Source organism: Mesorhizobium sp. WSM4836 (assembly GCF_055811815.1).
This window is the reverse complement of the sequence record NZ_JBVVQF010000015.1, coordinates 40,056-52,573: the sequence shown is the minus strand read 5'-3', so window position 1 is coordinate 52,573 and position 12,518 is coordinate 40,056. Positions and strand designations below refer to the sequence as shown.

10 protein-coding genes are annotated in these 12,518 nt (G+C 63.0%); 5 read left to right on the top strand and 5 right to left on the bottom strand.

Features of this window, described 5'->3' with window-relative positions; translation table 11 throughout:
• The first annotated feature begins 107 nt into the window (after positions 1-107).
• Complete coding sequence (locus AC0L2P_RS18485) at positions 108-503, top strand: hypothetical protein (RefSeq protein ID WP_473502746.1); 396 nt, start codon at positions 108-110, stop codon at positions 501-503.
• Between the two features lie 12 nt (positions 504-515).
• Here the strand turns inward: AC0L2P_RS18485 and AC0L2P_RS18480 are convergent, their stop codons facing one another.
• Positions 516-1,289: a gamma-glutamyl-gamma-aminobutyrate hydrolase family protein gene (locus AC0L2P_RS18480; protein WP_473502745.1), complete on the bottom strand. Its 774-nt coding sequence runs from the start codon at positions 1,287-1,289 to the stop codon at positions 516-518.
• A gap of 287 nt (positions 1,290-1,576) precedes the next feature.
• Here AC0L2P_RS18480 and AC0L2P_RS18475 point away from each other — a divergent pair, with 287 nt between their 5' ends.
• Positions 1,577-2,686, top strand: a complete 1,110-nt coding sequence (locus AC0L2P_RS18475; RefSeq protein ID WP_352469878.1) for a TRAP transporter substrate-binding protein — start codon at positions 1,577-1,579, stop codon at positions 2,684-2,686.
• 283 nt (positions 2,687-2,969) lie between these two features.
• Here the strand turns inward: AC0L2P_RS18475 and AC0L2P_RS18470 are convergent, their stop codons facing one another.
• The 4 genes from AC0L2P_RS18470 to AC0L2P_RS18455 form a co-directional block, all read right to left on the bottom strand.
• Positions 2,970-3,995, bottom strand: coding sequence for a zinc-dependent alcohol dehydrogenase family protein (locus AC0L2P_RS18470; protein WP_473502744.1), 1,026 nt, complete (start codon positions 3,993-3,995; stop codon positions 2,970-2,972).
• A gap of 32 nt (positions 3,996-4,027) precedes the next feature.
• Positions 4,028-5,806: a TRAP transporter large permease gene (locus tag AC0L2P_RS18465; RefSeq protein WP_473502935.1), complete on the bottom strand. Its 1,779-nt coding sequence runs from the start codon at positions 5,804-5,806 to the stop codon at positions 4,028-4,030.
• A complete protein-coding gene (locus tag AC0L2P_RS18460) occupies positions 5,806-6,390 on the bottom strand; it encodes a TRAP transporter small permease subunit (protein ID WP_473502743.1) in 585 nt (194 codons plus the stop codon). The genes AC0L2P_RS18465 and AC0L2P_RS18460 overlap by 1 nt, the downstream gene beginning before the upstream one ends.
• Positions 6,391-6,593: 203 nt before the next feature.
• On the bottom strand, positions 6,594-7,499 hold the full coding sequence (locus AC0L2P_RS18455; protein ID WP_473502742.1) for a branched-chain amino acid ABC transporter permease: 906 nt from the start codon (positions 7,497-7,499) through the stop codon (positions 6,594-6,596).
• 138 nt (positions 7,500-7,637) lie between these two features.
• Here AC0L2P_RS18455 and AC0L2P_RS18450 point away from each other — a divergent pair, with 138 nt between their 5' ends.
• The 3 genes from AC0L2P_RS18450 to AC0L2P_RS18440 all read left to right on the top strand — a co-directional run bounded on the left by AC0L2P_RS18450 (position 7,638) and on the right by AC0L2P_RS18440 (position 12,473).
• Positions 7,638-8,246 (top strand): CGNR zinc finger domain-containing protein, encoded by a 609-nt coding sequence (locus tag AC0L2P_RS18450; protein ID WP_473502741.1) that lies wholly within the window; start codon positions 7,638-7,640, stop codon positions 8,244-8,246.
• Positions 8,239-8,769: a hypothetical protein gene (locus AC0L2P_RS18445; RefSeq protein WP_473502740.1), complete on the top strand. Its 531-nt coding sequence runs from the start codon at positions 8,239-8,241 to the stop codon at positions 8,767-8,769. Before AC0L2P_RS18450 ends, AC0L2P_RS18445 begins: the two co-directional genes overlap by 8 nt.
• Before the next feature lie 224 nt (positions 8,770-8,993).
• Positions 8,994-12,473, top strand: a complete 3,480-nt coding sequence (locus AC0L2P_RS18440) for an indolepyruvate ferredoxin oxidoreductase family protein (protein ID WP_473502739.1) — start codon at positions 8,994-8,996, stop codon at positions 12,471-12,473.
• Positions 12,474-12,518 lie beyond the last annotated feature (45 nt).

Here is a 12,518-nt window from a genome sequence, read left to right as displayed (position 1 = left end):
TGCTTCCTTCGCTAGTGTATGTCCACTTGACAGCACATGACAGCAAGACGAAGCGCGCCTCCTGATCTCTTCGAACGCGGCGCGCTTGAAATGCGCGGAGAAACAGAATGAAGACGCTTCCTGCATTGATAGCAGTCGCTGTGCTGTTCGGCAGCGTCCAGTTGTTTTACACCGGTAGCGGTGAAAGCCGCGCAGCCAGTGAGTCACCGCCTTCATCTGGCAACTACAGGCTCACCGCCAACGGCGACGAGGCCTCTTGTGCAGTCAGCCGCGGCGCCGCGATTTCGAAAGGCTTGTCGCTCCTGACGATCGCCACGAATTGCGATCGGGTATTTCCTGGCCTCGAGCAGGCGAAGTTCTGGCGGGAGCAGGATGACGGCTCGGTCAGCTTCAGCGCCAACGGCACCGATCCGATCGTCATGTTCTCAGTCGCCGATGGCGACGGTTACGAATCCTACGCACCGGCGCTGCCGCTGCTGACGTTGGCGGCGGCCGGCGACTGAAGCGCGGCAGGACTATTCCGCCGCGGCGCGCGCGCCCGATTTCGCCGCCTGATGCTGGCGCACCGCATCGCCGAAAGCGCGAAATATTTTTACCGAGATGCTGTCCGACTTGACCCAGTATTCGGGATGCCACTGGACACCGACGGCGAAAGCCCGTGCATCGCGCACCGAAACCGCCTCGACGGTGCCGTCGGTGGCGACCGCTTCGACCTGCAGCTTCGGGCCAAGCCGGTCGATCGCCTGGCGATGCACTGAATTGACCATGATGTCGCCGGCGCCGAAGACCCCGGCCAGGCAGCTGCCGGGTTTTATCGACACGCTCTGGCGGATGGCGAAGCGCTCGTCCTGATTCTCGCTTGCCGGCGCACGATGGTCGAGCGAACCGGCGCGTTCCTGGATTTCGGTGGCCAGCGTGCCGCCCAGTGCCACATTCATCTCCTGGATGCCGCGGCAAATGGCGAGCAGCGGCACCCCGCGCTCCACCGCCCGGCGGATCAGCGGCAGCGTGGTGGCGTCGCGGGCGGGGTCGTAGGGACCATTGGCTTCGCTGGCGTGACCGCCATAGAGCGAGGGATGGACGTTTGACTTCGAGCCGGTGACCATAACGCCGTCGACGGCGGAAAGCAGTTCATCGAAGTCGAGCCGGTCGCCGAAGGATGGTACCAGCAGCGGGAAGACGCCTGCCCCCGAAAGCGCCGCTTCGAGATATTGCTGCGGCGCGGCATGCCAGGTGTAATTATCGAACTGGCGGACGTCGGTCGATATGGCGACGAGCGGCTGGTGCATTTGGTCCGGATTCCATCAGGTGCAGTAAATTGTCCTGCCTGCAAAATAGGCGATCCGAAGGCGCATTTCCATGGCAAGTTTCGGCGTGTCGCGTAGGCCAGTTAATCGACCTTAGACTATAGTTGCAAGATCTGCCCCAACGCCGTGAATTTCCCCGAAAACCGCCACTCAAACCGGGCTGCCGCGCTGGACTCGACTCCTTGCCTGTGTATTGTCGAGCCCGAAGCCGATCCGGGCGCCGAAGCGTCCCGAATGTCGGTCAGTTGATCCAAAAAGGGAGGAACTTCATGGATCGTCGTTCGTTCATCCGCAAGGCCGGCACCACCGGTTTCGGCGCTGCGGCCGCTGCCGCGACACTTGCTGCGCCGGCCATCGCCCAGTCCAATCCGAAGGTGACCTGGCGGCTGGCGTCGTCCTTCCCGAAGTCGCTCGACACGATCTATGGTGGCGCCGAAGTGTTTTCCAAGATGCTGTCGGAGGCGACCGACGGCAACTTCCAGGTCCAGGTCTTCGCCTCCGGCGAACTGGTTCCCGGCCTGCAGGCCGCCGACGCCACCACTGCCGGCACCGTCGAGGCCTGCCATACCGTGGCATACTATTACTGGGGCAAGGACCCGACCTGGGCGCTGGGAGCGGCGGTTCCGTTTTCGCTCAACGCGCGCGGCATCAACGCGTGGCACTATCATGGCGGCGGCATCGACCTGTTCAATGAGTTCCTGGCGACGCAGGGTCTGTTCGGGCTGCCGGGCGGCAATACCGGCGTGCAGATGGGTGGCTGGTTCCGCAAGGAGATCAAAACGGTCGCCGACCTTTCCGGCCTCAAGATGCGTATCGGTGGTTTTGCCGGCAAAGTGGTGCAAAGGCTCGGCGTGGTTCCGCAGCAGATCGCCGGTGGTGATATTTATCCGGCGCTGGAAAAAGGCACGATTGATGCCGCCGAATGGGTCGGCCCTTACGACGACGAGAAGCTCGGCTTCTACAAGGTTGCGCCCTATTACTACTATCCCGGCTGGTGGGAAGGTGGCCCGACCGTCCATCTGATGTTCAACAAGGCGAAATACGACGAACTTTCGCCGGCTTACAAGTCGCTGGTGCACACTGCCGCCCAAGCGGCGGACGCCAACATGCTGCAGAAATACGACTACCTCAACCCGGCGGCGGTGAAGCGGCTGGTTGCCGGCGGCGCCAAGTTGAGTCCGTTCAGCCAGGAGATCATGGCCGCCTGCTTCGAAAAGGCCAACGAGGTCTACGCCGAGATGGAAGCCTCGAACGCGCCGTTCAAGAAGATCTGGGACTCGATCAAGGCGTTCCGCAAGGAGCATTATCTCTGGGCGCAGGTGGCCGAATACAACTACGACACCTTCATGATGGTCCAGCAGCGCAACAGCAAGCTCTAGACCATTCTGCGACGCCGAGTGGCTCCACTCGGCGTCGCAGAAATGGGCAAAAACAAAGCGGATGCCCGGTTTTGTTTGGCATTCCGCTCCAGGCTCCAGGAAGGCGTGGTTCTTGTGCCGCCACGCATCAGTTGCTGGACCTCACCCGGTTGCAGGCCGGCGTCGGCATAGGTAGCGGGTTGCATTTCCCCGGCTTCATCAGCCCGGCTTCAGCAGATTGAGGACGAAGCCAGCGATGCGACGCAGAACCGTGAAGCCCGCCAGTGGCAACCGGCCCGATGGATCAGCCCTGAGGCACTACCAGAACCTTGACCTCGCCTGGCGCCGACGGGTTGGCAATGATCGCCGCCGCCTCGTCGAGGCTGACCTGTCGCGATATCAGCCGATCTACTTCGATCGCCCCCGAGGCGATAAGATCGGCGGCCCGGCGATGGGTAAAGGGATTGAGGAAGGAGCCCAGGATCTTCAACTCGCGGAACAGCAGGTCGAACGGTTCGAACGCCGCATTCATGCCTTGCGGCATCACGCCGACGATGACAACTGTGCCGCCTGCTTTGGCCAGCCGCATCGACTGTTCGACTGTGTCTTTCACGCCGGCGCATTCGAACACCACGTCGACGCCGCTTGGCATCAACCCCGACCGGCCGACGATCGCGTCGGTGACGTCGGAAACACTGGGATCGACCGTCGCGGTTGCCCCCAGTTCCTCGGCGAGAGCCCGCCGCGAGGCCTGACGCGTCGACAGGATGATGGTCGTCGCACCGGCGAGCCTTGCCAGCTGAACTGTGAGCAGGCCGATCACGCCGCCGCCGAGCACCGCGACAGACGAGCCCGGTTTGATCGCCGCAAGGTCCACGCCATGCAGGCAGCAGCCGAGCGGCTCGCAGAGCGCGCCATGCGTCGGCGCCAGATTGCCTGGCAAAACGAAGGCCTGTTTCTGCGGCAGGACAAGATATTCGGCAAAGCCGCCATCGCGATGGATGCCGATGGCGCGCAAATTGCCGCAGAGATTGACCCGGCCGGCCTGGCAACGGGCGCATCGGCCACAGGCAATGTTGGGGTCGCCGGTAACGCGGTCGCCGACGGAAAAGCCGGATACGGCAGGTCCGATCGCCTCGACGATGCCGGAGAATTCATGCCCGAGCGTCACCGGAGGCGTGCACGGGAATTCACCATGGAAAAGATGCCTGTCGGTGCCGCAGACGCCGCACGCTTCGATCCGCACCAGCAGATCGTTCGGCCCGGCGGTCGGTTTCTCGACCTCGCACACGGTGAGGCAGCCCACTCGCTCCAGTCGCACCGCCTTCATGGCTGCCGGGCCTTTCTCAGTTGAAACTCGTCTCAGTTGAAACTCGGGGGTTGCGACAGATCGATTGCCGGCGCCGCCGGTTTCGCGGCCGGCTTTTCGTCGAAGCTCGGCGGCTGCGACAAATCCGGCGTGGAAGGTGAGGCCGGGGCAGCGCCGCCGTTGGCCGGCGGCGTGCCAAGCGGTGACAAGCCGATGCCAGGCGTTTCCGGCACCTGGTAGTTGATGGTGCCCGGATCGACGACGGTGCCTTTGTAGTGCATCACCATCTGCGGGAAGGCGATGGTCAGGCCGATCATGATCACCTGGATACAGACGAAGGGCACTGCGCCCCAATAGATCTGCCCTGTGGTGACCGGCGCGATCTGCTTGCCGGTGAGCCGGTCGAGATAGGGCACGCGCGCGGCGACCGAGCGCAGATAAAACAGCGCGAAGCCGAAGGGCGGATGCATGAAGGAGGTCTGCATGTTGACGCCCAAAAGCACGCCGAACCAGATCAGGTCGATGCCGAGCTTGTCGGCAGCCGGCGCCAAAAGCGGCACGATGATGAAGGCGAGCTCGAAAAAGTCGAGGAAGAAGGCGAGCACGAAGACGAGGATATTGACGCCGATCAGGAAACCGACTTCACCGCCCGGCAGCGACGTCAACAGATGCTCGACCCAGATGTGGCCATTGACGCCGTAGAAGGTCAGCGAGAAGACCCGCGCGCCGATCAGGATGAACAGAACGAAGGACGACAGCCTGGTCGTCGAGGCCAGCGCCTGCTTGACCACGTCGAGCGACAGCCGCCCCTTCATCGCCGCCATCGCCAGCGCGCCAACGGCGCCCATGGCGCCGCCTTCCGTCGGCGTGGCGATGCCGAGGAAGATGGTACCCAGCACCAGGAAGATCAGCGCCAGCGGTGGGATCAGCACGATGATCACCTGCTGCGCCAACCTCGACATCAGGTTGATCTTCAGGCGCTGGTCGATGATCGCGACGACATAGATGAAGATCACCCCGATGGTGGCGCCGAGGATATCGGCGTTGCCGCCATGGTTCGGCGCGAGGTAGCGATACGCCGCATACGAAACCACCACCGCCGCCAGCAGCGCCGCCAGCAGCGACAGCACCCCGTGGCCGAGCGTGCGGGCCTCCAGCGGCAGGGCCGGCATCGACTTCGGCCGGAAGATCGACATGAGCAGGATGTAGAGCATGTAGATGCCGGTCAAAATGAGCCCGGGGATCAGTGCTCCCTTGTACATATCGCCGACCGAGCGGCCGAGCTGGTCGGCCAGCACGATCAGCACCAGCGACGGCGGGATGATCTGGGCAAGCGTCCCGGACGCGGCAATGACGCCGGACGCCAGCCGCCGGTCGTAGCCGTAGCGCAGCATGATCGGCAGCGAAATCAGACCCATGGCAATGACGGAAGCCGCCACCACGCCGGTCGTCGCGGCAAGCAGTGCGCCGACGAAGATCACGGCATAGGCCAGGCCACCACGGACCGGCCCAAACAGCTGGCCGATCGTGTCGAGCAGGTCTTCGGCCATGCCGGATCGTTCGAGCACGATGCCCATGAAGGTGAAGAATGGGATCGCCAGCAGCGTGTCGTTCGACATCACCCGGCTGCCGTAGAAATTGTCCGGCAAGGCGTGCAGCAACGGCCAGGCGAGATTGATCGAGCCGCCCGAATAGGGCGACAGCAGCACGCCGATGAAGAAGAACATCAGGCCGTTGGCGGCAAGCGAGAAGGCGACGGGATAGCCGATCAGCAGGAAGACGACCAGCGAGGCGAACATGATCGGCGCCATGTTCTGGGCGATGAACTCGATCACGAGCGCACCTCTTCGGCGAGCGCCTTTGCTTCTAGCTCGGCTTGCTCATGCGCTGATATGAACGGAGTGGGATCGTCCATCTGACCGCGCATGATGGCGATTTTCTTGATAATTTCGGAAATGCCCTGCAGCGCGAGCAGGAAAAAGCCGACCAGCAGGATCGCCTTCGCCGGCCAGATGATCAGCCCGCCGGAATTATTCGACATCTCGCCGCTGCGGTACGACAGCGACACATAGGGAACGAAATAGACCACCATCAGCGTCACGAACGGCATCAGGAAGAAGACGTGACCGAATAGGTCGATCCAGTGCTGCACGCGGCGCGAGAACATGCCGTAGACGATATCGATGCGAATATGGTCGTTCTGCTTCAGTGTGTAGGCGGCGGCCAGCATGAAGGCGGCGCCGAACAGATACCATTGCAGTTCCAGCCAGGCGTTCGAGGACATGTCGAACAGCTTGCGGATGACGGCGTTGGCGGCGCTTACCAGAATTGCCAGCAGGATCAGCCACGATACCCATTTGCCGATGAATTCATTCAAACGGTCAATGGCTCTGGATAGAGCGAGAAGCCCTGCCATGCATTCCTCCCTTGTGTCAGAGCGCGCCGGTTCCCTGTCCGTCGCGTCGCTGTGGACCAACGGTATGCAGTGCGTGGTTCGGCGGGTCAACTGAGACAGGCCGCATAAACACAGTTGTGAGGTGACGGCCGGCAAAATGCTGCCGCGTCCGTTGCATGTCGAAGGACATGCGGCGCTTTCACCCAGGCAATGTCGGATGCGGCTCAGGCGATCTTCTGTTGGTCGCGGCCGGCGCCGATCAGCACAAGCATAGCGACGAGGAACAGGTACATCCAGCCGTCCCGCCATTCGAGCGGGAAATAGCCGGCCCATAGCGATTCGGCCATTCCGAAGGCGGCGGCGCCCAGTGCCGCCCGCAAAGGCGAGAGATAGCCGCCCACCGCGGTCACGAACAGGATCTTCAAGCCGTAGACCAACCCTGTGCCGAAGCTTATGTTGCCGTAGTAGAAGCCGGCGAGCACGCCAGCCAGTGCCGCGCAAAGGCCGCCGAAAAGCACCGCACGCCGAAACACCGCGCGAACATCGACGCCGCACATCGCGGCGGCCTTGGGATCGTCGGATACGGCGCGCCAGCTGCGGCCGAAGCTCGAATATGCGAAGCCCCATGCAGCCAGCGCAATGGCCGCCAGTACGGCGGCGCAATCGAGCAACTGGATCAGCGTCAACGTCGCCTTGAAGCTGGCATTCTGCGCGAAGACGACGGTCTGGGCCAGCATTGGCGGCAACCATAGGTCATGGGTATCGGCCGCGATGCGGCTGGCTTCCGACAAGACCAGCAATATGCCGAGCGTCGTCACCACGATGGCGTTGGGCGAACGGTCAGCCAACGGTTCGAAGATGCTGCGCGACAGGACATGGCTGAGCAGCGCCGCATAGAGAAATGCCGCAGCTACGCCGAGCGCGACCGATCCAAACAGCGTCAGCCACAGCGCCTGATAGCCGAACGCCGCAGTAAGGATCATCGTATGCCCGCAAAAGGCGAACAGCGCGCCATAGGCAAGGTTGGTGCGGTGCAGGATGCCGTTGGTCAGCACATAGCCAAAGGCAAGCAATGCGTAAAGCGCGCCCGAATGCAGCCCGTTCAGAACCTGCTGGAAGAAATAGAGCATGCAAAACCCTCGATGCATGCCCCGCAATCGGGGCAGAGGTTTGGGACGAACGATGTTCTCATACGCGATCGCCTCAGTGACGAGCGTTGCACCCGGAATCTAACTTGTCAAACGCGAGTTATCAGTTAGATTCGCCATATGACAGTATCCTGGACTCCGCACCGCTTCACCGGTGGAATGCTGGCGCTCGACACGGCCAACACCGTGGTCTTGCGGAACGATCCGAAGAAAACTTTCGACCGTTTCGACGATCCCGCCGAGATCGCCCGCTTTGCCGAAGCCGCGAGTGGCTTTCGCGCCGCCGAACTCGGCGGCAGGCGGCTCGTAGCTTCGGCGCCAGAAAAAATCGCACCGGTTGTGCTGTCGATCCGCGGGACGACCGATAGGCTGTTTCGCCATGCGGTGTCGAAAGGTGCGATCGCGACCGGCGATATGCCGAAATTCCTGGAAGCCTGCGCCGATGGCCTTGCCCATGGCCGCACCGAAATCGGCATGCCTGGAAAACCGTTCGGTGATCCGGCGACGCCGATCGCCTTCGAGGCGGCGCTTGCGGTCTCGGCGCTGTCGCTGCTGCGCGGCGACACCATCGCCAGGCTGCGGATATGTCCGAACTGCAGCTGGCTGTTTGTCGACAAAAGCCGCAATTCCAGCCGCCTCTGGTGCGACATGGCGGTGTGCGGCAACCGCCAGAAGGCAAACCGATACTATCGCCGCCGGACCGCGGCCAGGGAGGTCACCAATGTTTAATAGATTCTCGCGCGCGATGATTGTCGTCGCGGCGTTGTTCGCGGCGTCCGCGCTCGGCGCCTGCCGTGACTCCGGCAAAGACCAGCTGTTTGCCATTTCCGGGAAGCTGTTCGAGTTCAACTACCGGCTGGGTATCGCCACCTATGTCATTACCCTCAATCCGCTGCGGCCGGTGGGTGAGGGGCAGGTCGCCGTGGTCTCCTTCCAGAACCCGGCCGGTGGTGATCCGATCATCGTCACCCAGAAAATATGGCCGAAGCTGCCGCATGTGACGCTCACCAGCCCGCCGCTAACCTGCGTTGTCAAGGACAAGCCCTATGCGGTGTCGATCCGCATCGAGGATTCCAGCGGCAAGTTGCTGCAGAGTTTCGAGACCACTCTGACGTCCTCGCTCGACCAATCGGTCCTGCCCGACCGGCCTCTGGTGGTCGGGCCAGTCTACGAGCTCAACAAGGACTTGGCCGGCCATGTCGACGGCAAGCTGCCCGGCGAACCGAAGCCCAGTTGCCCAAAGGCTGCATGATGCGTCACCAGCGGTACTGACCGCCGCCGGAATTTTCGTGTTCGGCCATCCTCCCCGACAGGCGTTTCGTGGCGCCACACGGCTGCGCATGGATCATTTGTTGCGGACCGCCTGGCACCTTCGATTTTGTTTGACCTCCCCGGCAAGGGAAGAAAGACTGTAGGCACTCGACTCCGACGTTGGCTACGCACCTCCTCGCGCGGCTTCCGCACAGGAAACACCTGATGACGCTGCACAATGTCACGCTCGACGACAAGTTCGACCTGGCAAAGGAGCGCATCTTCCTGTCGGGTGCTCAGGCAGTCATCCGCATGCTTCTGATGCAGCGCGAGCGCGACCGCCGGGCTGGCCTGAACACCGCCGGATTCGTCTCCGGCTATCGCGGCTCGCCGCTCGGCGGCCTCGACATGCAGCTGTGGAAGGCCAGGAACCAGCTCGCTCAGTCGGACATCGTCTTCCAGCCCGGTCTCAACGAAGAGCTCGCCGCCACCGCCTGCTGGGGCTCGCAGCAGGCCGAATTGCTGGGCGAGGGCACCCATGACGGCGTTTTTTCGGTCTGGTATGGCAAGGGTCCGGGCGTCGACCGCTCGGGCGACGTGTTCCGCCACGCCAATCTCGCCGGGTCGTCGAAACATGGCGGCGTGCTGGCCCTGATGGGTGACGACCACATGGCCGAATCCTCGACCAACGCGCATGCCACTGAGTTCCTGTTTGTCGACACCATGGTGCCGATCCTCAATCCGGCCGGCGTCCAGGAGATAATCGACTACGGCCTCTACGGCTTTGCCATGTCGCGCTTTGCCGGCACCTGGGCGGCGATCAAATGTGTCAAGGACAACATCGAATCGACAGCTTCGGTCGATGCCGCGCCCGACCGGCTGGATATCGTCATCCCGGACTTCGACATGCCGCCCGGCGGCCTCAACATCCGTAACGAGATCGACATGCTCGGCCAGGAGGAGCGATTGCATGAATACAAGCGCGCCGCCGCCTCGGCCTTCATCCACGCCAATGGGCTGAACCGGATCGTCTATTCGGGCGGCAGCGGCCCGAAGCTTGGCATCGTCACCATCGGCAAGAGTTATCTCGACGTTCGCCAGGCGCTCGAAGATATCGGCATCGACGAAGCGGCCGCCAATCGTATCGGTATCAGGCTGTTCAAGGTCGGCTGCCCGTGGCCGCTCGACCTGCAGCACATCGCCGACTTTGCTCGCGGCCTCAATACCATCGTCGTCGTCGAGGAGAAACGCTCGCTGATCGAGGTGCAATTGCGCGAGAACCTTTACGGCACCGCCTCGCAGCCGGTCATCGTCGGCAAGAAGGACGAGCGCGGCGACTGGCTGTTCCCGGCCAAAGGCGCGCTCGACCCCAACGACATCGCTATCGCCCTTGGCGAGAGGATTTTGCGAACGATCGGGCCGGCGGAAGAAATCGCCGCGCGGGTGGAAAAAATGCGCCAGTTCCAGGCGATGCTGGCCGACACGTCTGACATCGCCTCGCGCACGCCCTTCTTCTGCTCCGGCTGCCCGCACAATTCCTCGACCAAAGTACCGGACGGCTCGCTCGCTGCCGCCGGAATCGGCTGTCATTTCATGGCCTTATGGATGGACCGCAATACCGTCGGCTTCACCGCCATGGGCGGCGAGGGCGCGCAGTGGGTCGGCCAGGCGCCGTTCTCGAACCGGGAGCACATCTTCCAGAATCTGGGCGATGGAACCTACAACCACTCGGGTGTGCTGGCGATCCGCTTCGCGCTGTCGACCGACGCCAACATCACCTACAAGATCCTCTACAATGACGCCGTCGCGATGACCGGCGGGCAGCCACACGAGGGCGGCCTGACGGTGGACATGATCGCCAGGCAGGTGCGCGCCGAGGGCGTCGAGCGCATCGCCATCGTCACCGACGAGCCGGACAAATATATCGGCAAGGTGGAATTTCCCGCCGGTGCCACCATCCATCACCGCGACAACCTCGACCTCGTCCAGCGCCAGTTGCGTTCGGTCAAGGGCGTATCGGTGCTGCTCTACGATCAGACCTGCGCCGCCGAGAAGCGTCGCCGCCGCAAGCGCGGCACCTTCCCCGATCCCGACAAGCGTATCTTCATCAACGAGCTGGTCTGCGAAGGCTGCGGCGATTGCGGCGTGCAGTCGAATTGTGTCTCGATCCAGCCGGTCGAGACCGAATTCGGCCGCAAGCGCAAGATCGACCAGTCGAGCTGCAACAAGGACTTCTCTTGCATCAACGGTTTCTGCCCGTCCTTCGTCACCGTCCACGGCGCCAAAATCAGGAAAGCCGAAGGCATAGCCGGCGCGGCCGACCCGCTCGCGGGTGTGCCGGCGCCGGCGCAATTTACGCTCGGTGAGCAAGGCTGGGCGGCGATCATCGACGGTGTCGGCGGCACCGGCGTCGTCACCATAGGCGCTGTGCTCGGCATGGCCGCGCACCTTGAAGGCAAGGGCTGCGGCATGATCGACATGGCCGGCCTTGCCCAGAAGGGCGGCTCGGTGTTCACCCATGTCCGCATCGCCCGCACGCCGGACGACATCCACGCCATTCGCGTATCGGCCGGCAGGGCCGACCTCGTGCTTGGCTGCGATCTCGTCGTTTCGGGTGCCAAGAAGGTGCTGGCGGCGGTGCGCGAAGGCCATACCATCTTCCTCGCCAACACCGCCGAGATCATGCCAGGCGAGTTCGCACGTTCGGCCGATTTCTCGCTGCCCATCGAGCGGCTCAAGAAAGCGATAAGAACTGCCGCGGGCGACGACAGGGCGCATTTCTTCGACGCTACCCGCACCGCCACCGCGCTGTTCGGCAGCTCGCTCGGCGCCAACATGTTCATGCTCGGCTTCGCCTTCCAGCACGGCGGCTTGCCGCTGTCCGCGGAGGCGGTCGAGAAGGCGATCGAACTCAACGGCGAGGCGGTGGCGATGAATGTCGCGGCATTTCGCTGGGGCCGCCGCGCTGCCCACCAGCCGGAATTCGTCCGCGGCCTTCTCGCTCAGCCGGGCAAGGCCACGCAACCTGCCGCCATGGCCGAGACGCTTGACGACGTCATTGCCCGCCGGGTCGCCTTCTTGACCGCCTATCAGAACGCCGCCTATGGCAAGCGCTATGCCGACAGGCTGGCGGCGCTGCGCAAGGCCGAAACCAATGCCGTGCCCGGTTCGACCGTGGTGACCGAGGCCGCCGCAAAGAACCTGTTCAAGCTGATGGCGATCAAGGACGAATACGAGGTGGCGCGGCTTTATACGGACGGCTCTTTTGTCGCAGAGCTCGCAAAGCAGTTCCAGAGCTACAACAAGCTCGAATTCCATCTCGCACCGCCGATCATGGGCAGGCGCGGCAGTGACGGCAAGCCGAAGAAATCGAGCTTTGGTCCGTGGATGATGAACGGGTTCCGCCTGTTGGCGGCGATGAAGGGGCTCCGCGGTACCGCTTTCGATATGTTCGGCTACAGCGCCGAGAGGCGTATGGAGCGGCAGCTTCTTGCCCTCTATGAAGCCGACCTGGATCTCGTCGCCGGCGCGCTGGCACCGGGCAAGATCGACGCCGCCGCCGCGCTCCTCTCGGTGCCGGCGCTTGTCCGCGGATATGGCCACGTCAAGCGGGCCAGTGCCGAAAAAGCCGCCGGCGAACGCCAGCGTCTGCTCGACCGCCTTTCGACGGCGCCGCAGCGACGGCAGCTTCAAGCCGCCGAATGATTCCGCGCTGCGATACGCTTGTTTACCTGAACTGTCGTTTCCCTG